The 23,991-nt window shown below is 61.3% G+C and carries 20 protein-coding genes and 1 pseudogene; 6 read left to right on the top strand and 15 right to left on the bottom strand.

Annotated elements, in window-relative coordinates:
• Nucleotides 1-37 precede the first annotated feature (37 nt).
• Nucleotides 38-613: a DUF2780 domain-containing protein gene (locus tag MRBLPB4O_RS01620; RefSeq protein ID WP_341797350.1), complete on the bottom strand. Its 576-nt coding sequence runs from the start codon at nucleotides 611-613 to the stop codon at nucleotides 38-40.
• A gap of 170 nt (nucleotides 614-783) precedes the next feature.
• On the opposite strand from MRBLPB4O_RS01620, the gene MRBLPB4O_RS01615 reads away from it, so the two are divergent.
• A complete protein-coding gene (locus tag MRBLPB4O_RS01615) occupies nucleotides 784-1,566 on the top strand; it encodes an RHS repeat-associated core domain-containing protein (protein ID WP_341797349.1) in 783 nt (260 codons plus the stop codon).
• 195 nt (nucleotides 1,567-1,761) lie between these two features.
• Nucleotides 1,762-1,917: pseudogene (locus MRBLPB4O_RS01610) on the top strand (Putrescine importer PuuP); the annotation flags it as partial.
• A gap of 47 nt (nucleotides 1,918-1,964) precedes the next feature.
• Here the strand turns inward: MRBLPB4O_RS01610 and MRBLPB4O_RS01605 are convergent.
• Nucleotides 1,965-2,540 (bottom strand): DUF2780 domain-containing protein, encoded by a 576-nt coding sequence (locus MRBLPB4O_RS01605; RefSeq protein ID WP_341797348.1) that lies wholly within the window; start codon nucleotides 2,538-2,540, stop codon nucleotides 1,965-1,967.
• A gap of 193 nt (nucleotides 2,541-2,733) precedes the next feature.
• On the opposite strand from MRBLPB4O_RS01605, the gene MRBLPB4O_RS01600 reads away from it, so the two are divergent.
• A complete protein-coding gene (locus tag MRBLPB4O_RS01600; RefSeq protein WP_341797347.1) occupies nucleotides 2,734-3,657 on the top strand; it encodes an RHS repeat-associated core domain-containing protein in 924 nt (307 codons plus the stop codon).
• 202 nt (nucleotides 3,658-3,859) lie between these two features.
• Here the strand turns inward: MRBLPB4O_RS01600 and fdhA are convergent, their stop codons facing one another.
• From fdhA to MRBLPB4O_RS01565, 7 genes are all read right to left on the bottom strand, one after another.
• A complete protein-coding gene (gene fdhA / locus MRBLPB4O_RS01595; RefSeq protein WP_016497631.1) occupies nucleotides 3,860-5,059 on the bottom strand; it encodes a formaldehyde dehydrogenase, glutathione-independent in 1,200 nt (399 codons plus the stop codon).
• Between the two features lie 270 nt (nucleotides 5,060-5,329).
• Nucleotides 5,330-6,187, bottom strand: coding sequence for a formyltetrahydrofolate deformylase (purU, locus tag MRBLPB4O_RS01590; RefSeq protein ID WP_016714526.1), 858 nt, complete (start codon nucleotides 6,185-6,187; stop codon nucleotides 5,330-5,332).
• Nucleotides 6,188-6,198: 11 nt separating this feature from the next.
• On the bottom strand, nucleotides 6,199-6,831 hold the full coding sequence (gene soxG, locus MRBLPB4O_RS01585; RefSeq protein ID WP_341797346.1) for a sarcosine oxidase subunit gamma family protein: 633 nt from the start codon (nucleotides 6,829-6,831) through the stop codon (nucleotides 6,199-6,201).
• A gap of 169 nt (nucleotides 6,832-7,000) precedes the next feature.
• Nucleotides 7,001-10,015 carry a sarcosine oxidase subunit alpha gene (locus MRBLPB4O_RS01580; RefSeq protein ID WP_341797345.1) on the bottom strand — a complete coding sequence of 1,005 codons (3,015 nt, stop codon included), beginning with the start codon at nucleotides 10,013-10,015 and terminating at the stop codon, nucleotides 7,001-7,003.
• Nucleotides 10,012-10,347 (bottom strand): sarcosine oxidase subunit delta, encoded by a 336-nt coding sequence (locus MRBLPB4O_RS01575; RefSeq protein ID WP_016484537.1) that lies wholly within the window; start codon nucleotides 10,345-10,347, stop codon nucleotides 10,012-10,014. Before MRBLPB4O_RS01575 ends, MRBLPB4O_RS01580 begins: the two co-directional genes overlap by 4 nt.
• 14 nt (nucleotides 10,348-10,361) lie before the next feature.
• Nucleotides 10,362-11,612 (bottom strand): sarcosine oxidase subunit beta family protein, encoded by a 1,251-nt coding sequence (locus tag MRBLPB4O_RS01570; RefSeq protein WP_016484536.1) that lies wholly within the window; start codon nucleotides 11,610-11,612, stop codon nucleotides 10,362-10,364.
• Between the two features lie 15 nt (nucleotides 11,613-11,627).
• Nucleotides 11,628-12,881 (bottom strand): serine hydroxymethyltransferase, encoded by a 1,254-nt coding sequence (locus MRBLPB4O_RS01565; RefSeq protein WP_341797344.1) that lies wholly within the window; start codon nucleotides 12,879-12,881, stop codon nucleotides 11,628-11,630.
• A 324-nt stretch (nucleotides 12,882-13,205) separates the two neighbouring features.
• Here MRBLPB4O_RS01565 and MRBLPB4O_RS01560 point away from each other — a divergent pair, with 324 nt between their 5' ends.
• On the top strand, nucleotides 13,206-14,246 hold the full coding sequence (locus tag MRBLPB4O_RS01560) for a low specificity L-threonine aldolase (protein ID WP_341797343.1): 1,041 nt from the start codon (nucleotides 13,206-13,208) through the stop codon (nucleotides 14,244-14,246).
• A 105-nt stretch (nucleotides 14,247-14,351) separates the two neighbouring features.
• Here the strand turns inward: MRBLPB4O_RS01560 and mcpH are convergent, their stop codons facing one another.
• The 3 genes from mcpH to MRBLPB4O_RS01545 all read right to left on the bottom strand — a co-directional run bounded on the left by mcpH (nucleotide 14,352) and on the right by MRBLPB4O_RS01545 (nucleotide 17,006).
• A complete protein-coding gene (gene mcpH / locus MRBLPB4O_RS01555) occupies nucleotides 14,352-16,289 on the bottom strand; it encodes a methyl-accepting chemotaxis protein McpH (RefSeq protein WP_341797342.1) in 1,938 nt (645 codons plus the stop codon).
• Nucleotides 16,290-16,476: 187 nt separating this feature from the next.
• On the bottom strand, nucleotides 16,477-16,779 hold the full coding sequence (locus MRBLPB4O_RS01550) for a cell division protein ZapA (RefSeq protein WP_016484532.1): 303 nt from the start codon (nucleotides 16,777-16,779) through the stop codon (nucleotides 16,477-16,479).
• Entirely contained in the window at nucleotides 16,776-17,006 is a 231-nt protein-coding gene (locus MRBLPB4O_RS01545) for a hypothetical protein (protein WP_019470193.1), read from the bottom strand. Before MRBLPB4O_RS01545 ends, MRBLPB4O_RS01550 begins: the two co-directional genes overlap by 4 nt.
• A gap of 276 nt (nucleotides 17,007-17,282) precedes the next feature.
• Here MRBLPB4O_RS01545 and MRBLPB4O_RS01540 point away from each other — a divergent pair, with 276 nt between their 5' ends.
• Complete coding sequence (locus MRBLPB4O_RS01540) at nucleotides 17,283-18,908, top strand: methyl-accepting chemotaxis protein (RefSeq protein ID WP_341797341.1); 1,626 nt, start codon at nucleotides 17,283-17,285, stop codon at nucleotides 18,906-18,908.
• Nucleotides 18,909-18,955: 47 nt separating this feature from the next.
• On the opposite strand, the gene gbcB is transcribed toward MRBLPB4O_RS01540, so the two are convergent.
• Entirely contained in the window at nucleotides 18,956-20,056 is a 1,101-nt protein-coding gene (gbcB, locus tag MRBLPB4O_RS01535; RefSeq protein WP_049274014.1) for a glycine-betaine demethylase subunit GbcB, read from the bottom strand.
• 308 nt (nucleotides 20,057-20,364) lie between these two features.
• Between gbcB and gbcA the strand changes: the two genes are divergently transcribed.
• Nucleotides 20,365-21,657 carry a glycine-betaine demethylase subunit GbcA gene (gene gbcA, locus MRBLPB4O_RS01530; RefSeq protein WP_059394973.1) on the top strand — a complete coding sequence of 431 codons (1,293 nt, stop codon included), beginning with the start codon at nucleotides 20,365-20,367 and terminating at the stop codon, nucleotides 21,655-21,657.
• Nucleotides 21,658-21,700: 43 nt separating this feature from the next.
• On the opposite strand, the gene MRBLPB4O_RS01525 is transcribed toward gbcA, so the two are convergent.
• Together MRBLPB4O_RS01525 and MRBLPB4O_RS01520 are read right to left on the bottom strand one after the other, a co-directional pair.
• Nucleotides 21,701-22,555, bottom strand: a complete 855-nt coding sequence (locus tag MRBLPB4O_RS01525) for an RHS repeat-associated core domain-containing protein (protein WP_341798851.1) — start codon at nucleotides 22,553-22,555, stop codon at nucleotides 21,701-21,703.
• A 658-nt stretch (nucleotides 22,556-23,213) separates the two neighbouring features.
• A complete protein-coding gene (locus tag MRBLPB4O_RS01520) occupies nucleotides 23,214-23,984 on the bottom strand; it encodes an electron transfer flavoprotein subunit beta (protein WP_016484524.1) in 771 nt (256 codons plus the stop codon).
• Nucleotides 23,985-23,991: the final 7 nt, after the last annotated feature.

The raw sequence follows: 23,991 nt of genomic DNA, 5'->3' as shown, positions 1-23,991 counted from the left end.
AGCGCTGAATATGAATACGTTTCAGTGCCCCCTATTTTTACACCGAAGGGGCTGGTGTAGATGCCGGCGCGGTCCACAGGCTACTCAGGTTCGGCAACAATGACCCAGCAATCCCCTGCTGCCCCAAATACTGCAGAATCAGTGGCGCAAACTGCCCGATCATCCCGGTATCCATCCCCAGCGCCTTGAACGCACCGTCCAGGTCGCTGCGGTTTTCCACGTTGTTGCCCAGCGCGTTGCTCAAGGCCGACTCGCTTTCGCTGTTCTTGCCCAGCAAGTCGCCCAAGCCGCTCAAGCCACCCAGCGCATTGGCTCCGGCCAGCAGGTCCAGCCCTGGCACTGCCTTGGTCAGTTGCCCATAGTCATCGCTGCTAAGGTTGTTGCGCGCCAGCCCCAACATCGCCCCAGCTCCGCCCACGGCCTGTTCGGGGGTGATCTTCAATTCGCTGTCCAAGGTGTTCATCAGATTGGCCTGTGCCTCAGGTGCCTGTACTTGGCCCTGCTGCTTCTGAGCTTGCATGGCGGACACGGCGTTGGCAGCGTCGCTGAGGTAGAAGGCGAACACCGGGCTTGCGGCCAGAGTCATCAGGGTTGCCAGGGTGAATGCTTTCATCGGGAGAGACCTCGTGGGCCTGGATGGCCGCGGAAACGAGGCTTTTAACTCGGCGTTCCGGGGTTTGTTCCGAGCCGGTTGTCGAGACTATCAAGCAGTGGCACCAACCTGTTATTTTTGCCAGTAGCGGCATGCTCAGATCATTTAGATACTTGAAGAGGTCAAGACAAATGGGCGAAAAAGACACGCCCTCTGATAGCGAGTACAACAACATGAACAAATGCGGCGTACATGCTTACTCTCCCTATGGTTTTACAGTATCGCTCCATTCAGTAAAAAAGATGCTCGGGTTCAATGGCGAATACGCGCAAGCCCTAACATTGTTATATATGCTGGGTTCCGGTCACAGAAGTTACGGCACCGAGTTGATGCGCTTCCTTTCGCCTGACAGTTTGAGCCCGTTTGGCGACGGAGGGATCAACACCTACGCCTACTGCGCAGGCGACCCGGTGAACCGCACCGACCCAACTGGACGCTCTTACCTCCACAATCATTACATCCAGAAGCCCACCCCTACGCCGCTTATTCAATTACCCAAGCGTGGTCCAGAACCAACATTGCCCCAGCCCCTCCCACGTCTCGCTGGCAAGAATTTTAGTACAACACGTTTGAATACGATGACTTATGCCGAACTTCGATATCGGACCAGGATTTCAAAAGCCGAACTGAACAATGCTAAACGTCTGATGCTGAGTAGCCCCGACGAAACCGGTGCAGCTGCTACCAAACGATTCATCTCGTTGGAAAATCGCCACCATCGGTTGGTGGAAGCACTGAATACAAAGATAACCGAACGATATGCAGGCGTGATTCAGGCAATGACAGAGCAAAATTTATTCCGGCCAAAGATCAAGGTGCCACTCAGTCCAGAATTACTCCGCCTGATTCGCGATGGCGTGGATCTGAGCATCCCCAACTCTTACGACATGAGAACCGTCACCCCGCCTTACTAGGGGCGGGAAGTATGCGCTGCGCAGCGCTTGCTCCGCGCTTCACATCATCCATCTGCGCTTGGAACAAGCACTGATGGATGATGCTGAGTTGAGGCGCTAAGTGCTCGCTTTGACAGGTTCGAAGCCTGTTGAATCGAGCGCCAAATCTGCCAGGGGGAACAACTCCCCCAAAAAAAGCCGCCCACCACTTCAGCGCTGATGTCTGCGTTCTCGCTGCTGGCGTTGGTAATTGACCTGGCCAACTTGGCATCGTTGATAAGCTTTGGGGCGCTGGTGCCATTTCCGGCGGTGAACCAAGCGGTGGTGAAGACGCATCTGTTGGATAATGGTGCTCAGCGTAACCTCAAGGGGGCGCCAGCCTTCAACGGCTGTGATACCCACACTGCCCCTAAAACCCACTAGACCGAAGGCTGGGTCAAGGGCGCTGGGGCAGTCCACAAGCTCCCCAGGTTTTGCAATAGCGAACCAGCAATCCCCTGCTGCCCCAGGTACTGCAGAATCAACGGGGCGAACTGCCCGATCATCCCGGTGTCCATCCCCAACGCCTTGAACGCACTGTCCAGGTCGCTGCGGTTTTCCACGTTGTTGCCCAGCGCATTGCTCAATGCCGACTGATTTTCGCTGTTCTTACCCAGCAAATCGCCTAAGCCGCTCAAGCCCCCCAGCGCATTCGCACCGGCCAGCAGGTCCAGCCCCGGCACTGCCTTGGTCAGTTGGCCGTAGTCATCGCTGCTCAGGTTGTTGCGCGCCAGCCCCAACATAGCCCCAGCTCCGCCCACGGCCTGTTCGGGGGTGATCTTCAATTCGCTGCCCAAGGTATTGAGCAGGTTGGCCTGGGCCTCGGGCGCTTGCACCTGGCCTTGCTGGTTCTGGGTCTGCATGGCGGACACGGCATTGGCGGCGTCGCTGAGGTTGAAGGCGAACACCGGGCTGGCGGCCAGGGTCATCAGGGTTGCCAAGGTGAGTGCTTTCATCGGAAGGGACCTCGTCGGCCGGGATGGCCTCGAAAACGAAGGGTTTGACTGGAAATCTGAGGGATTGTTCCGAGCCCCAAAAGGCGCACACCTGACATTTCTGCCAGTAGTCAATTGCTCAAGACACCCCAGATAATCGTAGAGCCCACGCCATACATTTCCGGGGCCAACTGCAGACAACGGGAGCACGTCGGTGAAAAACAGTCCTGATACCCCCAAATATTTCTACCAGACCAGCAAACTGACCACTGTCATTGGAAACGATCAGAAGCGTTCATTCCTGCGGATTGGAACGCTCCCTCTTGCTGAGTCCGCTGGCAAAGAAGCAAGAAGCTCCCAGCTTTTCGCAACGGATGAGATGGACTCAGTGCTTGTCGTGAGCACGCCTGACGGAAAGCAAAACAATCACAACTACACCCCCTTTGGATACAACGACAAACTGCCATCAGGATCCACAGCGATGGGATTCAACGGCGAGTTCATATTGGACAACATGCACCTTTATCTCCTAGGCCAAGGACACCGTGGCTTTAGCACCGAGATGAGACGGTTCATCGGACCGGACAATGCTGAAAGCCCATTCGCCCGAGGCGGGGTCAATGCTTTCGCGTACTGTGTGAACGACCCAGTCAATCGGAAAGACGAAACGGGGATGTGGGCTCTTTTCAAGCCTAGAACGTGGTTTCGTAGTGACCAAGCAAAAATGGATCAGCGCCTGGCAAGCATAGAGATCATTAATGAAACAATGAAAACGCAAACCGCCGAACTCAATAATTTAGTCAACAAAAGAGAATACGGAGGAAAAACAGTCGCCCCAAGAATTGAGGCCGCTAGAAAAACCCTCCAAAAAACGCTTGACAGGGGTTTAAGAAAGGCACGCGGCATAAATAGATACGTAGAAAGTAAAGATCATGCATACATTTTCTCCGAACATTACCATGCCCAACAAGCTATAACAAATTCAACCCCTGATACTAACCGCCCAACGAGCGGGAACACCGATAGAAGAAACATGTTCTACACGCAAAAAAAATATGACGATCCTAATGACGACAGAAACTACCAATTCGGGGCAATCGACGCAAATAATGAGACGCGCCGGCCACAATCGAAGTAATTAACTGTCTGCATGAAAATGACTGCGCAGTGGCTCTTCGCTCCACCGCCACTCTCCAGGCTTCGGAACTGATGGGGTATGTGCGGGCGGCGCTCGATCTCAAAGCGATGAAAATTTTGTGACAAGCACCTCCGGCCGAGATGCCTTATCAGAATGGACAAAAAGCCCCTCAATGCGAGGGGCTCTTTTTACTCGACGCTGATTACGCCGCGCCCCACATTTTGTGCGGGTCGATCACAAACTTCTTAGGCACACCGGCATCAAACTCGCCATACCCTTCCGGCGCCTGATCCAGGTTGATCACCTGCACACCCACCACTTCAGCAATGTTGATGCGGTCCCACATGATCGCCTGCATCAGCTGGCGGTTGTATTTCATGGTCGGGGTCTGGCCGGTGTGGAAGCTGTGCGATTTCGCCCAGCCCAGGCCAAAGCGGATGCTCAGCGCGCCGATCTTGGCAGCGGCATCCACCGCGCCCGGGTCTTCGGTCACGTACAGGCCCGGGATACCGATGTTGCCGGCCACGCGGGTCACTTGCATCAGCGAGTTCAGCACGGTGGCAGGGGCCTCGTGCTTGGCACCTTCGTGGCCATGCCCACGGGCCTCGAAGCCGACGGCGTCGACGGCGCAGTCCACTTCCGGCTCACCGAGGATGTCGATGATCTGCTCGTGCAGCGGGGTGTCCTTGGACAGGTCGACCACTTCGAAGCCTTGCGACTTGGCGTGGGCCAGGCGGGCCGGGTTCAGGTCACCGACGATGACGCAGGCGGCGCCCAGCAGGCGGGCCGAGGCAGCAGCGGCCAGGCCGACAGGGCCAGCGCCCGCAACGTAAACGGTGCTGCCTGGGCCTACGCCAGCCGTCACGGCACCGTGGTAGCCGGTGGGCAGGATGTCGGACAGGCAGGTAAGGTCACGGATCTTTTCCATGGCCTTGTCGCGGTCCGGCAGTTTCAGCAGGTTGAAGTCGGCGTATGGCACCAGCACGTACTCAGCCTGGCCGCCGGTCCAGTCGCCCATGTCGACGTAGCCGTAGGCACCACCGGCGCGAGCCGGGTTGACGGTGAGGCAGACGCCGGTGTGCATCTCTTTGCAGGAGCGGCAGCGGCCGCAGGCAACGTTGAACGGCACCGACACCAGGTCACCGATTTTCAGGCGTTCGACGTCACGCCCGATCTCGACGATTTCACCGGTGATTTCGTGGCCCAGGACCAGGCCGACCTGGGCAGTGGTGCGGCCACGGACCATGTGCTGGTCAGAACCGCAGATGTTGGTGGAGACCACCTTCAGGATGACGCCGTGCTCGATCTTCTTGCCACGCGGGTCCTGCATTTTCGGGTAGTCGATGTGTTGCACTTCGACCTTGCCGGCGCCGAGATATACCACTCCACGATTGCCAGACATGCTCTTACCTCGCTTGATTTTTATTTATGCAGCGGTGGTTGAACGCGCCGCCATCCATGGGCGGCTTGTGTTACTGGAATGCAGGGAATTGTGGGCCTGATAGGCCGGGCTGCACTGACTGGAAACGACAGGGGGATGTCTTTTAGCGGCAGGTACAAAGGTGTGAGGCCATTCGCGGGCAAGCCCGCTCCCACAGGCTCACCGCTCTTTCGAACATGGCGATGAACCTGTGGGAGCGGGCTTGTCCCGCGAAGAGGCCGGTACAGGATGTCAGAGCACGACCGTGCGGTTGGCGTTGAGGAACACCCGCCGCTCGATGTGATACCCCACCGCACGCGCCAGGGTCAGGCATTCGATATCCCGCCCCTTGGCAATCAGGTCTTCGGGATAGTGACTGTGATCCACCACCTCGACACCCTGGGCAATGATCGGCCCCTCGTCCAGGTCGTTGTTGATGTAGTGCGCCGTGGCACCGACCATCTTCACGCCCTTGTTGTAGGCCTGGTGGTAAGGCTTGGCGCCCTTGAACCCTGGCAACAGCGAGTGGTGAATATTGATCGCCCAACCATCCAGACGGCGGCAAAGCTCGGGCGACAGTACCTGCATATAGCGCGCGAGGATCACCAGCTCGGCGCCGGTTTCCTCGATCACCTGCAGCACCTTGCGTTCTTGCCCAGGCTTGTCCTTGGGGTCGAGGGCGAAGTGGTAGTAAGGGATCTTGTGCCACTGCGCCAGCGGTTCGAGATCAGGGTGGTTGGACACCACCGCGACCACGTCCATGCCCAGTTGCCCAATCCGCTGACGATACAGCAGGTCATTCAGGCAATGGTCAGCCTTGGACACCATGATCACCACCTTGGGGCGGTGGTTGGGCGCGGTCAGCTCGAAGGCCATGCCGAACGCTTCGCTGCGCTCGGCGAGGCCGGCCCGGAAGCCCGCCTCGTCGAAATCGTCCGGCTGACGGAACTCGACGCGAATGAAGAAGCGCCCCGACTGCCGGTCATCGAAGGAGTGGTGCTCCGTCACGTAGCAGCGCTGCTCGAAGAGGTAACGCGTCACCACGTCGACGGTGCCGAGCATGCTCGGGCAGTCGGCGGTGAGAATCCAGGTATCCGGTGCCCGACTCATGTTCTTGCTCCTTAGGCTTCGATGCTCAGGCCGTATTCGGCAGAAGCGTCCTGCAGCCACAGCCACCAGTAATCGGCGAAGCTGCGGCGAATCACCAGCTCCCAAGTGTCTTCGGCGGTACGGCGGATCACCAGTTGCGACTTGGCGAACACGGTGCCCACGGCCTTGCCCACCGGGAAGTTGTTCGGGTGAACATCATAGCTGGTGGATTTCATCAGCACTTCGCGCACGTTCGGGCCGCGCAGTTCCAGCAGGCTTTGCCCGCCGCTGACGTTGACCACCTGGATGTGCTGGCCTTCAAGGGCTGCACGCAGCTTTTGCTCGACCGCCAGTTCCTGGCCGCCGGGCACGATCAGCAGCCACTCGTCGGGGCCGACCCATTGCAGCGACATTTCGTTGTGGGCAACCACGGTCAGGGCCACTGGCAGCTCAAGGCCCAGGGCCTTGTGCACGCCGGCGGCGAATTCCGGGTTGTGGCCATCACCGCGCAGGGTGAGGTGGCCGAGGAACTTGCGTTCACGCAGGGTCACGCCTGCGTTCTTGCGGCCTTTGCCTACCAGGCTGGCCAGGTCGGCATGGTGCAGTGGCGACTGGGCTTTGGCCTCGGCGCCGGGGTTTTGCTGGAAGACGTTGATAGCGCTCATTTCTTACCTGCCTTGAATTCTGGATTCGACCACGATGCCTGCGGGAGGCGGCCATCCTGTGGGAGCGGGCATGCCCGCGAATGCGATGTTGAATTCACCGCCCTCTTCGCGGGCACGCCCGCTCCCACAGAGACCTCATTCCACGCCTGACACCGGTTGGACCGGGGCCTTAGACGTTCTGCCGCTCACCCTTCGGATCGAAGAACACCGAAGACACGATTTCCGCCTCGATCACGCTGCCATCTGCCTGCGGCGAGTAGACACGCTCGCCCATGCGCTTGAGGCCGCCTTTGACCACACCCATGGCGAACGAGTAGCCCAGGGAGTTGGACGCGTAGCTGGAGGTGACGTGGCCGACCATGTCCATCGGAATCGGCTGTTTCGGGTCGAACACCAGCTGGGCGCCTTCCGGCAGCCACTTGGTCGGGTCGACCGGCTTCAGGCCCACCAGCTGCTTGCGGTTCTCACGTACGCAGTCTTCGCGGTTCATGCCACGCAGGCCGATCCACGAGAACGGCTTGTTGCGGCCAACGCACCAGCTCATGTTCAGGTCGTCCGGGTTCATCGAACCATCGGTGTCCTGGCCCACGATGATGAAGCCCTTCTCGGCACGCAGTACGTGCATGGTCTCGGTGCCGTACGGGGTCAGGTTGTACTTCTTGCCCGCCTCGATGATCTGTTCCAGCACGCCCATGGCGTAGTTGGCCTGCACGTTCACTTCGTACGACAGCTCGCCGGTGAACGAGATACGGAACACACGGGCCGGCACGCCACCGACGTTGCCTTCCTTCCAGGTCATGAACGGGAAGGCTTCCTTGTCCATGTCGATGTCGGTCAGCTCACTCAGCAGCTTGCGGCTGTTAGGGCCGGACAGGGTCATGGTGGCCCAGTGGTCGGTAACCGAGGTGAAGTACACCTTCAGCTCTGGCCATTCGGTCTGGTGGTACAGCTCCATCCACTGCAGCACACGGGCGGCGCCGCCGGTGGTGGTGGTCATGATGAAGTGGTTGTCGCCGACGCAGGCGGTTACGCCGTCGTCGAAGACCATGCCGTCTTCCTTGCACATCAGGCCGTAGCGGGCCTTACCCACGTCCAGCTTGGTCCAGGCATTGGTATAGATGCGGTTGAGGAACTCACGCGCGTCCGGGCCCTGGATGTCGATCTTGCCCAGGGTCGAGGCGTCCAGCAGGCCCACGCTGTCGCGCACGGCCTTGCACTCGCGGGCCACGGCGGCATGGATGTCTTCACCGGCTTTGGGGAAGTACCAAGGGCGCTTCCACTGGCCAACGTCTTCGAACTCGGCGCCATTCTTCACGTGCCAGGCATGCAGGGCGGTGAAGCGTACGGGCTCGAACAGGTGGCCACAGTGACGGCCCGCTACCGCGCCGAACGTCACCGGCGTGTAGTTGGGGCGGAACATGGTGGTGCCCATTTCCGGGATGGTGATGCCGATCGAACGGGCGGCGATGGCCAGGCCGTTGATGTTGCCCAGTTTGCCCTGATCGGTACCGAAACCCAGCGCGGTGTAGCGTTTTACGTGCTCGACCGACTCGAAGCCTTCACGGGTGGCCAGCTCGATACCTGCGGCGGTCACGTCGTTCTGCTGGTCGACGAACTGCTTCGGCCCCTTGGTGCCTTTGTCGTGCGGCACCTGGAACAGTGCCACGGTGGCCTCTTCCTTGCGCGCCACGGTTTTTGGCAGGGTGCCGACAGAGGCCTTGAAGCCCGCCTCGGTGGCTGCGCGAACGCCGCCTTCGAAGCCATCGGCAATCACGTCACCGAGGGCGTAGACGCCATTGATACCGCCCACGCACTCGCGTTTCTGCGGCGCATCGCCCGGTACGAAGCCGAGGATGTCGTCACGCCACACTGGGCGACCGCCCAGGTGCGAAGCCAGGTGCACGATCGGGCTGTAGCCACCGGAGGTTGCGATCAGGTCGCACTCAAGGGTTTCGCCTGGGCTGGTGACTTTGTGCGCCTGCACATCGATGGCCGCCACGCGGGCGCCGGTGACATGCTTGCTGCCTTTGGCCTCGACCACGGCGCTGGAGGTGAGGATGCGGATGCCTTTGGCACGCGCTTCTTCAACCAGCGAGCCACGTGGGTTGTGGCGGGCGTCGGCGATGGCGACCACTTGCAGGCCAGCGTCGTGCCAGTCCAGCGCGGCGCGGTAGGCGTGATCGTTGTTGGTCGACAGCACCAGCTTGCGGCCCGGTGCCACGCCGTAGCGGCGAACGTAGGTGGAAACGGCACCGGCCAGCATGTTGCCCGGTACGTCGTTGTTGCCGTACACCAGCGGCCGCTCGTGGGCGCCGGGCGCCAGTACCACGCGCTTGGCGCGTACACGGTGCACACGGTGACGTACCTGGCCGATCGGGGCGCGGTCGCCGAGGTGGTCGGTAAGGCGCTCATGAATGGTCAGGAAGTTATGATCGTGGTAGCCGTTGACCGTGGCACGTGGCAGCAGGGTCACGTCCGGCAGGCCTTCCAGCTCTTTGACCACGGCATTGACCCAGTCGGCGGCAGGCTTGCCGTCGAGGGTTTCGCGGCTGTCGAGCAGGCTGCCGCCAAACTCTTCCTGCTCGTCAGCCAGGATCACCCGTGCGCCGCTGCGCGCAGCAGCCAGTGCAGCGGCCAGGCCAGCAGGGCCGGCGCCGACAATCAGCACATCGCAGTGCTGGTTCATGTAGTCGTAGCTGTCCGGGTCGTTCTGCAGCGGTGCACGGCCAAGGCCTGCAGCTTTGCGGATGTACTTCTCGTACGTCATCCAGAACGATTTCGGGTACATGAAGGTTTTGTAGTAGAAGCCCGGCGGCATCATGCTGCCGCCCACCTTGCCGAGGATGCCCATCACGTCATTGTTGACGTTCGGCCAGCCGTTGGTGCTGGTGGCGACAAGGCCTGCATACAGCGCTTGTTGAGTAGCGCGCACGTTCGGGATCTGGGTGGCTTCGCTGGAACCGATCTGCAGGATGGCGTTCGGTTCTTCGGTACCGGCAGCGATGATGCCGCGTGGGCGCGAATACTTGAAGCTGCGGCCGACGATGTCTACGCCGTTGGCCAGCAACGCAGCGGCCAGGCTGTCACCGGCATAACCCTGGTAGGTCTTGCCGTTGAAAGTGAAATTCAGGACCTTGCTGCGGTCGATGCGGCCGCCGCTGGCGAGGCGATAGGTCTGGCTCATACTTTTTCCCCTTGGCCTTTGACGGTCGACGGTGCGTTCGCAGCTTTACCGTTGGCGGTCACTTGCGGCTTTTCGCCAATCTTGTAGGTTTCCAGAATTTCGTAGGTCACGGTGTCGCGGGTGACGTTGAAGTACTGGCGGCAACCGGCAACGTGGTCCCACAGTTCATGGTGAATACCGCGTGGGTTATCACGGTAGAACATGTAGGTACCCCACTCCTCGTCGGAGCAGGCGGCGGGGTCCAGCGGGCGGGCGATGTGCGCCTGGCCAGAGGCGTGAAACTCTTCTTCGGAGCGCAGCTCGCCGCAGTGGGGACAGAAAATATGCAACATGACGGTGTCTCCGGTTAGTGGGCGACGGCGGCGGCGCCGTGTTCGTCGATCAGTGCGCCGTTGTAGAAACGGTCCATGGAGAACGGCGCGGCCAGTGGGTGCATTTCGCCCTTGGCCAGGCTCGCGGCGAAGACGTTGCCCGAACCCGGGGTCGCCTTGAAGCCGCCAGTACCCCAACCGCAGTTGAAGAACATGTTCTTGACCGGGGTCTTGGTGATGATCGGGCAGGCGTCCGGCGAGGTGTCGACGATGCCGCCCCACTGGCGGTTCATGCGCACGCGCGAGAGGTTGGGGAACATCTCGACGATGGCCTGCAGGGTGTGCTCGATCACCGGGTACGAACCGCGCTGGCCGTAGCCGACCCAGCCGTCGATACCAGCACCGATTACCAGGTCGCCCTTGTCGGACTGGCTGATGTAGCCGTGCACGGCGTTGGACATGATCACGCTGTCGATGATCGGCTTGATCGGCTCGGATACCAGCGCTTGCAGCGGGTGCGATTCCAGCGGCAGGCGGAAACCGGCCAGCTTGGCCATGTGCCCGGAGTTACCCGCGGTGACCACGCCAACGCGCTTGGCGCCGATGAAGCCTTTGTTGGTTTCCACACCAATGACCGCGCCGTTTTCCTTGCGGAAGCCGATCACTTCGGTCTGCTGGATCAGGTCCACGCCCAGGGCGTCGGCAGCGCGGGCATAGCCCCAGGCCACGGCGTCGTGGCGGGCTACGCCACCACGGCGCTGAACGGTTGCGCCAAGGATCGGGTAACGGGTGTTCTTCGAGCAGTCCAGGTACGGGATTTCGGCCGCGACCTGGGCGGTGTTCAGCAGCTCGCCATCGACACCGTTGAGGCGGTTGGCGCTGACGCGGCGCTCGGAGTCACGAATGTCCTGCAGGGTGTGGCACAGGTTGTACACGCCGCGCTGGGAGAACATCACGTTGTAGTTGATGTCCTGGGACAGGCCTTCCCACAGCTTCATGGCGTGCTCGTACAGCTGCGCCGACTCGTCCCACAGGTAGTTGGAGCGCACGATGGTGGTGTTACGGGCGGTGTTGCCGCCGCCCAGGTAACCTTTCTCGATCACGGCAACGTTGGTGATGCCGTGCTCTTTGGCCAGGTAGTAGGCCGTGGCCAGGCCATGCCCGCCACCGCCGACGATAACCACGTCGTAAACCTTTTTAGGGGTTGGCGTGCGCCACATGCGCTGCCAGTTTTCGTGGTGGCTGAGGGAGTGTTTGAAGAGGCCGAAGCCCGAGTAGCGTTGCATGGTCGTTTACTCCACTCAGCGGTAAACAGGGAAGTCTGCGCACAGCGCCGCGACGTTCTTCGCCACATCGGCTTCGACGTCTGCGTCACCGAGGTTGTCGAGGATGTCGCAGATCCAGCCGGCCAGGGCCACGCACTGCGCAACCTTGAAGCCGCGGGTGGTGACGGCCGGGGTGCCGATGCGCAGGCCCGAGGTGACGAACGGCGACTGTGGGTCGTTCGGCACGGCGTTCTTGTTGACGGTGATGTGCGCGCGGCCCAGGGCGGCGTCGGCATCTTTGCCGGTGAGGCCCTGGCGGATCAGGCTGACCAGGAACAGGTGGTTGTCGGTGCCACCGGACACCACGTCGTAGCCGCGGTCGATGAACACCTGGGCCATGGCCTGGGCGTTTTCGATCACTTGTTGCTGGTAGGCCTTGAAGCCAGGCTCCAGCGCTTCCTTGAAGCACACGGCCTTGGCGGCAATCACGTGCATCAGCGGGCCGCCCTGGGCGCCCGGGAATACAGCGGCGTTCAGCTTCTTCTCGATCTCTTCGTTCGACTTGGCCAGGATCAGGCCGCCACGAGGGCCGCGCAGGGTCTTGTGGGTGGTGGTGGTCACCACATCGGCGAACGGGATCGGGTTCGGGTACAGGCCAGCGGCAACCAGGCCGGCTACGTGGGCCATGTCGACGAACAGCAGCGCACCGACCTTGTCGGCAATGGCGCGGAAGCGTGGGAAGTCGAGGATCTTGGAGTAGGCCGAGAAACCGGCAACGATCATTTTCGGCTTGTGCTCGACCGCCAGGCGCTCGACTTCGTCGTAGTCGATCAGGCCGGTGTCGGTGTTGATGCCGTACTGCACGGCGTTGTACAGCTTGCCCGAGGACGACACTTTTGCGCCGTGGGTCAGGTGGCCACCGTGGGCCAGGCTCATGCCGAGGATGGTGTCACCGGCTTGCAGCAGGGCCAGGTAGACGGCGCCGTTGGCCGACGAGCCGGAGTGCGGCTGGACGTTGGCGTAGTCGGCACCGAACAGCTGCTTGGCGCGCTCGATGGCCAGGGCTTCTACCTTGTCCACGTGCTCGCAGCCACCGTAGTAGCGCTTGCCTGGGTAGCCCTCGGCGTACTTGTTGGTCAGGCCGCTGCCTTGGGCCTGCATGACGCGCTTGCTGGTGTAGTTCTCCGAAGCGATCAGCTCGATGTGATCTTCCTGGCGCTGTTCTTCGGCATTCATCGCCGCCAGCAGTGCGTCGTCGTAACCCTGGATCTGGTCTTGCTTGCTGAACATCGTGTATCTCCCGGCAGCGATCGTTTTTTTGTCGTGGGGCACTGTGACCCTTTGTGGCGATGGTATGACTGGCGGGGTCGGGTCAGATGCCTGCGCACGCCTTGCAATGGCGCGTTTACGACATTCTCTTTGTGCCGCCCATGCTGGCCCCTTCGCGGGCGCGCCCGCTCCCACAGTGATTGGCGTGTGCAGGACCATTGTGGGAGCGGGCGTGCCCGCGAAGAGGCCGGCACAGAATGAACAGAAATCGCTGTACGGGTTGTATAGGCAACCGCTGAATCGATGGTTTAGAGTGCTGTTCTGCGTCGTTCACAGGACCGTGTCATGACAGATAAGAGCCAACAATTCGCCAGCGACAACTATTCCGGTATCTGCCCCGAAGCCTGGGCGGCGATGGAGAAGGCCAACCACGGCCACGACCGCGCCTATGGCGACGATCAGTGGACCGAGCGCGCCTCGGAATACTTCCGCAACCTGTTCGAAACCGACTGCGAGGTGTTTTTCGCCTTCAACGGTACCGCCGCCAACTCCCTGGCCCTGGCCTCGCTGTGCCAGAGCTACCACAGCGTGATCTGTTCCGAGACTGCCCACGTCGAAACCGACGAATGCGGCGCGCCGGAGTTTTTCTCCAACGGCTCCAAGCTGCTGACGGCGGCCAGCGTCAACGGCAAGTTGACCCCGCAGTCGATCCGCGAAGTGGCACTGAAGCGCCAGGACATCCACTACCCAAAGCCGCGCGTGGTAACCATCACCCAGGCCACCGAGGTGGGTACGGTGTACCGCCCCGATGAGCTCAAGGCCATCAGCGCCACCTGCAAGGAGCTGGGCCTGAACCTGCACATGGACGGCGCGCGCTTTACCAATGCCTGCGCGTTCCTGGGCTGTAGCCCGGCCGAGCTGACCTGGAAGGCCGGCGTCGACGTGTTGTGCTTTGGCGGCACCAAGAACGGCATGGCGGTGGGCGAGGCGATCCTGTTCTTCAACCGCCAACTGGCCGAGGACTTCGACTACCGCTGCAAGCAGGCCGGGCAACTGGCGTCCAAAATGCGCTTCCTGTCCGCGCCGTGGGTGGGCCTGCTGGAAGATGGCGCCTGGTTGCGCCATGGCAACCACGCCAACCATTGCGCGCAGCTGCTGGCGTTGCTGGTGAGTGACTTGCCGGGGGTGGAACTGATGTTCCCGGTGGAGGCCAACGGGGTGTTCCTGCAAATGCCGGAGCACGCGATTGAAGCGCTGCGCGCCAAGGGCTGGCGGTTCTATACCTTTATCGGCAGCGGCGGGGCGCGGTTCATGTGTTCCTGGGATACCCAGGAAGAGCGGGTGCGCGAGCTGGCGGCGGATATCCGCAGCATCATCACCGCCTGACAGACCCCAATCGCCGGCAGGCCAGCGCCCACATGGACCCCACAACGCTCAAGCCTGTGGTGATCCTGTGGGAGCTGGTTTGCCGGCGATGAAGCCCACACCGATCTAAAGCCTGAACCCGCCCATCTGCCGAGCCAGGTCATCAGCCAAGCCACGCAACGCCTGGCACTCCTCGCGGCAGCCCTGCACCTCTGCCGCCGTCTCCCGCGCCAGGTCGGAAATGCCCTGCACCGTGCGGTTGATTTCCTCAGTCACCGCCGACTGCTCTTCAGTCGCCGTGGCCACCTGATGGTTCATGTCGCTGATGTGTTCCACCTGGTCGGTAATCGCCCCCAGCGACGCCCCGGTGCGCTGGCTCGACTCCACCCCACTGCCGGTCGCCTGCTGCCCCGCCTGCATCGAGCTCACCGCCGAACCCGCGCCCTGCTTCAGGCGCTGGATCATCTGTTGCACTTCGTCGGTGGATAGCTGCGTGCGCCGCGCCAGCGTGCGAACTTCGTCGGCCACCACAGCAAACCCGCGGCCCATTTCCCCTGCCCGCGCGGCCTCGATGGCGGCGTTCAGCGCCAGCAAATTGGTTTGCTCGGAAATACTGCGGATAACCGCCAGCACTTCATCGATAGAGGCGACTTCGTTGGCCAATTGGCTGACTGCATCGGCTGCCTTGCCGATGTCGCCCGACATGCCCTCGATGCCCTGAATTGAACGCCGTACCACCTCGCGCGCCTGCAAGGCCTCATCCCGTGCCGACTGCGAGGCCTGCGCTGCATCACCGGCATTGCGGGCTATGTCCTGCACGGTCAGGCCCATTTCATGTACCGCAGTGGCAACCATTTCGGTCATTTCCTGCTGTCGCCCGGAGCGCTCGGCCGTGTTTTCCACCACCTGGGTCACCTGCTCAACCGCCCGATGCAGCCGTTCGGAAGTCTGCAACACCTCGCCAATCAGGCTGCGCTGGCTGTCGAGAAAGCGGTTGAAGCCCCGGGCCAGGTCACCCAGTTCGTCCTGGCGCGAATCATCCAGGCGGTGGCTGAGGTCGCCTGCGCCACTGCCAATCTGCACCAGCGCAGCGGTAACGCGGCGCACAGGCCGCACCAGGCCCCGCGCCAGCAGCACCACCAGCAGCAGCGACACAAGCGCCACGGCGCCACCGATCAGGCTGGTCAGCCATACCGCCTGATGCATTTGTGCGTAGATTTCCGACTCCGGCACCTCGGCCACCAGCGTCCAGTTGAGGTCACGCAGGGGCAGGCCCAGCGCCAGGTAGCGCTCGCCGTCACGGCTGAAACGGCTGTTGCGCAGGCCTTCGCCGCCGGTCATCACGGCCTTGGCAGCGTCCGTGCCGAGCTGCTCGGCGAGCTGGCGCTTGCCGCTGAAAGCAGCGTCCGGGTGCACCTGGATCAGGCCGTCGTTACGTACCAGGAAGACCTTGCCATGCTCGCCAAAGCTGAAGTCGTGAATCAGCTGCGACAGCTCGGTCATGCGCAGGCCCATGCCGGCCACGCCCACCAGCTTGCCGGCCTTTTCCACGCGATAGTCGATAAACAGCGCCAGCTCGCCAGTGGCACCGTCAATGTCGATATTGATAAACCGTTCGGCGCCGCTGTCGATGTAGCCGTAGAACCATTTGTCCTTGGAGTTGCTGCGGCTGAGGGTGCGGTCCAGGCCATTCTCGTTGTAGTAGTGGCCGGTTTCGGTCGAGGCAAACAAGGTGGTGAAGGCCCGGTTACGCTGTTTGGCGGCGCCCAGGTATTCGATGAATGCCGCAGCCTGGGCGGGGTCTTCACCGGCTGCCAGCCAGTCGCGCAGCAAGGTGTTGCCGGCAATGTCCGCCGCAGCCACCAGTGGCTGGCCGAGCATGCGTTCGATGTCGTTGCGGATCGCCTCGACACTGGCGGGCAGGGCAGTGTCGACCAGGTAGCGGTCGGTGAGGCGGTTGAGCGCCACGGTGAAGATGATGACCACCACCAGGATGCTGGCCAGCAGGGCGGCGCCCATGCTGGTGATCAACTGCCACTGGATGCTTTTACGCAAGATACGCATGCCCCTACCCCCCGCACATTATTGTTTTGCGAGAAGTGTATACACTTGCGTATCCAGTTAATCCAGTGACCTGGAACAATGAGATGGGGCTTTGGGGCTGCTGCGCAGCCCATTCGCAGCACAAGGCTGCTCCTACAGGGGAATGCATAACCCCTGGAGGAGCGGCCTTGGGCCTTTCAGCTATCGATCAGGACTCTGCAATAGTCCGCACGATGGCGTCCACCGTGGCGTCGATCTGCGCCTGGGTACGCGCAAGGGTCTGCTGGTGTTCTTTCTGCAGTTCAACCTGTTTGGAGCACAGGTTAAGGGCAGCCAGCACCAGCAATTTGTCACCGATCAGGGTCGGGTACTGACGCTTGGTTTCGTTCAGGGCGGTGTTGAGCATCCGCACCGCCTGGGCCAGGGTTTCTTCCTGGCCTTCGGGCGCCTTGATCGAATAGTCGATGCCGAGAATCGACACCACATTGACCGGCTGCTCTTGCAATCTCATGCGCCAACAACGCCAGCGCTGGCGCGATCAACCAGGGCCTGCAGGCGAGCGGCGGTGCTGCCGTTCTTCTCTTCCTGCTCCATCAGCGACAGCTGCAGGGTTTCGTTCTCTTCCTTGGCCTGGGCCAGTTGCGTGCCGAGGGCAGCGTTCTGCTCGGTGAGTTGAGCGTTTTTCTGCATCAGGTCGCTGACCAGTTGCTCGATTTGATTCAGGGAAGCTTCCAGCATGGGTCTATCTCAGGTTGTTGCGAGGGGCGCACACGATAAAGAAAAGCGCGGCCCATCGCCATTAAAAATCGGATTCACAAGGTGTCTGGCCCGCAGATTGACAGGGTAATCACCCCCTTGTTCCGACCTGGGTCAACCGCCGGTCAGGAAAAGGTTAGCTACCTCACAATTTTTGCGGGTTGCACTCAAGACTGGCCAGTCACGACCGATAGCCCGGCAAGTCATGTTTTGTCGCACTTTGCGCACTCTTTATCCCTTGCCTGGATCCTCCTCTCCATGTCTCTACGTAACATGAATATCGCCCCGCGCGCGCTGCTCGGCTTTGCGCTTATCGGCCTGCTGATGCTTGGCCTCGGTGTCTTCTCGCTGGTGCAGATGGGCAACATCCGTCAGGCGGGCGTGGCCATCGAGCAAGTCAGTGTGCCCAGCATCAAGATCCTCGACGAAATCACCGCGCTTAACCTGCGCATGCGCACGCTCTCCTACCGCCTGCTGACCAACCGCGAGCCTGCAATCCAAAGCGATACCCTCAACCTGCTGGCCCAGCGCAACAGCCAGATCGACCGCGCACGCCAGGCCTACCTGCCAATGATCGGTGCCGCCGACGAACAGGCCGCGTTCGACCAGTACGGCCAGTTGCTTGACCAGTACCGCCAACTGGAATCGCGCATGCGCAGCCTGAGCCAGGCCGACCGCGTCGACGAACTGCGCGACCTGCTCAACCGCGACCTGTTGGCCAACTCCGAACAGATCAACAAGGTCATGGACACGCTGGTGCGCATCAACACCGACCAGACCCGCGCCACTAACGAGAAAGCCGCCAGCCAATACGCTGCGGCCTTTGCCTTGGTTATCGGCCTGCTGGTTGCCGCCACCGTGCTGACCTTCGCCTGCGCCTTCCTGCTGACCCGCAGCATCGTCAAGCCGATCGATGAGGCGCTCAAGTGCGCAGAGCAAGTCGCCGACGGTGACCTGACCCATGTCATCCGCGCCGAGGGTACTGATGAAGCCGCGCGTTTGCTGCGCGCCATGGCCCGCATGCAGGACAAGCTGCGCGACACCCTGCAGCAGATCGCAGGCTCTGCCACCCAGCTGGCCTCAGCCGCCGAAGAGCTGAATGCCGTCACCGACGAAAGTGCCCGTGGCCTGCAACAGCAGAACAACGAGATTGAACAGGCCGCCACCGCCGTCACCGAAATGACCAGCGCGGTGGAGGAAGTGGCGCGCAACGCCGTGAGCACCTCGGAAGCGTCCAGTGAAGCCAGCCGCTCCACCGGCGACGGCCGCGACCTGGTGATGGAGACCGTGGGCGCCATCGAGCGCATGAGCGGTGATGTGCAGGCCACTGCCAAACTGATCACTCACCTGGCCGAACAGTCGCGCGACATTGGCAAGGTACTCGACGTGATCCGTGGCCTGGCCGACCAGACCAACCTGCTGGCGCTCAACGCTGCCATCGAGGCGGCGCGTGCTGGCGAAGCGGGCCGTGGTTTTGCCGTGGTGGCGGATGAAGTGCGCGCACTGGCGCACCGCACCCAGCAGTCGACCAGCGAAATCGAGCGGATGATCGGCAGCATCCAGGGCGGTACCGAAGAGGCGGTCGAATCGATGCGCACCAGCACCGAACGCGCCGAGTCGACGCTGAACATCGCCAAAGGCGCCGGCATGGCGCTGGACACCATTGCCGGTGCGGTCGCGCAAATCAACGAACGTAACCTGGTAATCGCCAGCGCGGCGGAAGAGCAGGCGCAGGTGGCGCGGGAAGTGGACCGCAACCTGGTGAACATCAATGACCTGTCGGTGCAGAGCGCTACCGGTGCCCATCAGACCAGTGCGGCGAGTGCAGAGCTGTCGCGCCTGGCTGTGGACCTGAATGGTCTGGTAGCCCGTTTCCGCACCTGAAAAAGTTGGGGCCGCTTTGCGGCCCCCGGCAATCTCGGATCAGTGGATCAGTAATCGATCCGCACATCCCCTTTCGGCACGCTGCAGCACGACAGGATGTAGCCCTCGGCTTCATCCTCTTCGGTAATGCCGCCGTTGTGCTCCATCTCTACTTCGCCGCCCAGTTTGAGCACCTTGCAGGTGCCGCAGATGCCCATGCCGCAAGCTTTGGGGATCATCAGGCCAACTTTGGCTGCCGCAGCATGCACGGTCTCGCCCGGGGCAACGCGGATGCTCTTGTCGCTGCCGATGAACTCCACCAGGTTGAGGTCGGAAATATCCAGCTCCGGTGCATCGGCCGCCTGCTCGGCGTGCTCCACTGCATCGGCCTTGGCCTCTGGTGGCGTCGCGCCGAACGACTCCTCGTGGTAGTTCTTCATGTCGAAGCCGACCGCTTCGAGCATGCGCTTGACTGCCGTCATGTAAGGCGTCGGGCCGCAGCAGAACACCACGCGCTCCATGTAGTCCGGCGCAATCAGCTCCATCAGCCGCTGGTTCAGGTAACCGCGGTACCCCGCCCATGGCTCGCCCAGGCCATGCTTTTCGCAAATGATGTGCAGGCTGAAGTTGGGGATGCGCGAAGCCATCTGTTCCAGCTCGCGGTGGTAGATGATGTCCTTCGGCGAACGGGCGCTGTGCACGAACACCATGTCGACATTGGCGTTGGTGTCGTAGAACCAGCGCGCCATCGACATCACCGGGGTAATGCCCACACCGCCAGACAGGTACAGCGCCTTGCCCGCCGGGAAGTCGATGGCGTTGAACAGCCCCACCGGGCCGTGCACCGGCAGCTCGGCGCCTTCGTGCATGGTGTCGTGCAGGAAGTTTGACACCAGGCCGCCCGGCACGCGCTTGACGGTGATCGAGAAGCTGTACGGCACCGACGGCGAACTGGAGATGGTGTAGGAGCGCATCACCGGCTTGCCTTCGATCTCCAGCTCCAGGGTGACGAACTGCCCGGGCTTGAAGAAAAACATGATCGGCTGATCGGCCATGAAGCAGAAAGTGCGCACGTCCCAGGTCTCCTGGATGACCTTGACGCAGCGCACGATGTGGCGGCCGTTGGCCCAGGTCTGGGTGGTGACCGGATTGAGGAAGGTATCGGACATGTTCATCTCCAGCAGCCGACTATCGGGCTTTTTATGGCTTGGATAATGCGCAAGCTGAGAGCGACGTACATTCCTGCCAGCGACATCGGCGTGCTTATCGCGACCAGCCCCGCGCTACAAGGGCTGGCGCGTCGTAATTCAAATCGGCCATGTCGCCCATGGATACGGTTCGTAGCAGCTTCGGACGCACACTCCACGGCAAATAAACACGCCAGCTGTTTAAACAAAGAGCCGCTGAAAAAAGCCTTGCGGCAACAACAACGATTAGCCACCTTTTGCCGGCCGCACACGGCCCCGAGGAATACACGATGGACGTCACCGCAACCCTGAGCCTGGGCGATCCACTGGAACCTGCACGCAAGGCTACCGCCGAGATGCTGCAGACCCGCGAGCGCACCTACTCGCTGCCCCAGCCTTTCTACACCGACGAGCGTCTGTTCCAGATCGACATGCAGGAGATCTTCCAGAAAGAATGGTTGATCGCCGGCATGACTTGCGAAATTCCGGCGAAAGGTAACTACATCACCCTGCAGATCGGCAAAAACCCGATCCTGGTGGTGCGTGGTGCCGAAGGCAAGGTGCACGCCTTCCATAACGTCTGCCGCCACCGTGGTTCGCGTTTGTGCGTCAGCGACAAAGGCAAGGTGGCCAAGCTGGTCTGCCATTACCACCAGTGGACCTACGAACTGGACGGCCGCCTGCTGTTCGCTGGCACCGAAATGGGCGCCGACTTCGACATGAAGGAGTACGGCCTGAAGCCAGTGCATGTGAAGGTGGCCGGTGGCTACATCTTCATCAGCCTGGCAGAAAACCCGCCTGCCATCGACGAGTTCCTGGCCACCCTGGAACACTACATGGAACCGTACGACATGGAGAACACCAAGGTGGCGGTGCACACCACCTTGATGGAAAAGGCCAACTGGAAGCTGGTGCTGGAAAACAACCGCGAGTGCTACCACTGCAGCGGTTCGCACCCGGAGCTGCTGCAAACCCTGCTGGAGTGGGACGACACCAACGACCCGCGCGCCAGCCAGGAATTCAAGGACCACGTGGCCGCTTCGGCCGCCGCCTGGGAAGCCGAAAAGATCCCGTATCTGCACAAGAGCCACGGCCTGCGTAACCGTATCGTGCGCATGCCGCTGCTCAAAGGCACGGTATCGATGACCATGGACGGCAAGCAGGCTTGCCAGAAACTGATGGGCCGCATCAAGAACCCGGACCTGGGCTCGATGCGCATCCTGCACCTGCCGCACTCGTGGAACCACTGCATGGGCGACCACATGATCGTGTTCACCGTGTGGCCGATCAGTGCCCAGGAAACCATGGTCACCACCAAGTGGCTGGTGCACAAGGACGCCGTGGAAGGTGTGGACTACGACCCAGAGCGCATGCGCAAGGTGTGGGACGCCACCAACGACCAGGACCGCCGCCTGGCGGAAGAAAACCAGCGTGGCATTAATTCCACGGCGTACCAGCCTGGGCCGTACTCGAAAACCTACGAGTTTGGCGTGGTGAACTTCATTGACTGGTACAGCCAGCGGGTTTTGAACAACCTGGGGGCGGAACCGGCGCCGTATCTGAAGGAGGTGCAGGCGCAGTAACCCGTACCACCCACTGGCAGGGCAAATTGCCGTGCCAGTGGGTTTATCGTCGCCTTATGTCCCGATTCGGAGACGGAGGCGGCGCACTGGGTTCAGTACCCCAGCGACGCCATGCATCAATAGCTGCTCGACCTGCCGAAGCGATCCTGGCCCCGAGTGCCGTGCCTCTGCCCCACACGTACGAAGCCCCTTCGACAACCATGCGCACACCGGTGACTTCATAGAATGTCTCCCAGGCTACCCTTACCCCCGACACTCCGGGCTGTCCTACCCCCCTCCATACAGCCTGTGCCGCCTCGGCGTTGGAGAACAAGCCACCGCTGATGTTCCCAATTGCGTTGCCCAGCCCCAGGCGACGGCCGTTACTGGTCAGTACATTACCAATCCACCCTTGTTCGACACCGCTCAATGCGGTGCCTGCAACCCCCATTCCTCCTGTGTAGAAAAGGCTTGTATTACCAATCCGGGATCTTAGGCTCGGCTCGGTGTAGGGCGTACCGGAATGCTGGCTTTGCAAGCGGGCGACCACGTTTCTGGCCGTTCGTGTGACAGCCCCGCCCAGCGTCACCGAACTTGAAAACATGCTTATGCCACTGAGCACCGGGCTAATCACGTCGACCTGGGGGCGGGCGGACCGGGTGGCCGGGACGGCGCCACTGGGGTCGACCCGGTTGATCGGGTCGCCACCGCAGTAGGCATAGGCATTCAGCCCACCCTCCGAGAAAGGGCTGAGTGAGTCGGCAGAGTGAAAGCGCATCAGCACAGGGTTGTAGGTTCGCCGGCCATTGCCCAGGTGATAGCAACCCGTCAGGCGATCGACCATCTGCCCGGCGAAGGCAATATTCCTTGCACCAGCATAGGCCCCGTATGCTGAATACGACCTTGGAGTCCCGCCCATGTGGGTAGGGATAACGGGTTGCAGCATGCCATGCATGATGAACGCTCAGCCGATAGTGATCGCTCATTCTACTCGCCTGAAACAGGACTGCTAACTGATAGAAATGATAGGTTCTTGGTACTTATTCACAGGTTCTGACTTGGGTGATCCTGAGTTTTTACCTGCACTCACCGAGAACGTAAGCCAGAGCAGTGTTAGAGCCCGATTGGCTGTTTTCTGATCAAAGCATTCGAAGACAGGAACGGCGGGGCCTACAGCCGCTCTCAAACAGATTATCCACAGAGCGGCTAACAGAGATTGTGGGAAAGCCTCGACAAGAACCAGCATTGACCGCCTCAGGCGAAGCCGACGGAAGCTGATCATTTTATGATCTAAACCGTGTAAGCGCCGTTATATAAGGCTCCTAGCCATGCACCAACAATTTATCCACACCTTGGCGAACAGATTCCGTGGGCAAAACGGAGCGTACCTGACAGTTCGTCCAGTTTGCCGGAATCCAGGCATGTGACGGGGGAAATGAATAACTTATACACAGGGGACTGGGCTATGGATTGTGCCGCAGGGGCCGCAGCGCGGCCCCAGGATCTGGATTCTGCCTCAGGATTGTCAGGGGGCTGCCAAGCGGCCCATCGCGTCACACAGGCCGCCCCCAGGGGACTCAGCGCAATACGCCCTCTTCCACCAGCAACTTGAGGATTGCCTCAGCGCCTTCCTGCGGCGAAACGTCCTTCAGCACCTTGCCACCACCGCCACTGGCCTTGGCCGTCGCGGCCTTCATGCGGTCGGCGCCACTCTTGGCCTTGATCACCTTCAAGCGCTTGGGCCTTGGACGGGCCGGTTGCAGCTCGGCGTCAGCCAACAGCTCATCTTCGACAATGGCCACGTTACGCGCCGCCAATACCCCCCGACGCGCAGGCCCAAAAGCGCTCTGGCGCGGCTTGGGCGCAGCGTTATCCACAGTCGCCAGCAACGGCAGGCGCACTTTCAGCCGGCGCCGCTGGCCCCGCGGCAAGGCCTGCAATACCTGAGCGGTGCCGTTCTCGATCGACTCCACCTCGGCCAACCCCACGATCAACGGCCAGCCAAGCTTTTCGGCCAGCAGAAATGGCAACATGCCCGACCCTTCCCCCGTCTCGGCCTGGCTACCGGTCAGCACCAGCTGTGCTCCGGCGTCGCGCAGGTAATCCCCCAGCACGCCCAGCACATCGGCACCGGCCGGCTGCTCCAGCACGTCAAGATGGTCCAGGCCCATGCCCAGGTAGGCGCGCAATGCTTCTTCCTGTGGGTTGCCGGCATGTACCACCTGCAAGTTATCCCCAGCCAGCTGCAAACCCAGTTCCACGGCGCGGGCATCCTGCTCGGCGCGGCGGGCGCGCCCGGAGCTTGGGTGAGCACCGATGGAAACCAGGCTGATCACTTTCGTACTCATGCTCGTG

Origin of the sequence: Pseudomonas sp. LPB4.O, assembly GCF_038383825.1 — a bacterium.
In the GTDB taxonomy this organism is placed as follows: Bacteria; Pseudomonadota; Gammaproteobacteria; order Pseudomonadales; family Pseudomonadaceae; genus Aquipseudomonas; species Aquipseudomonas putida.
Note: the sequence above shows the minus strand (reverse complement) of the source record. Positions and strands in the feature narration are given on the sequence as shown.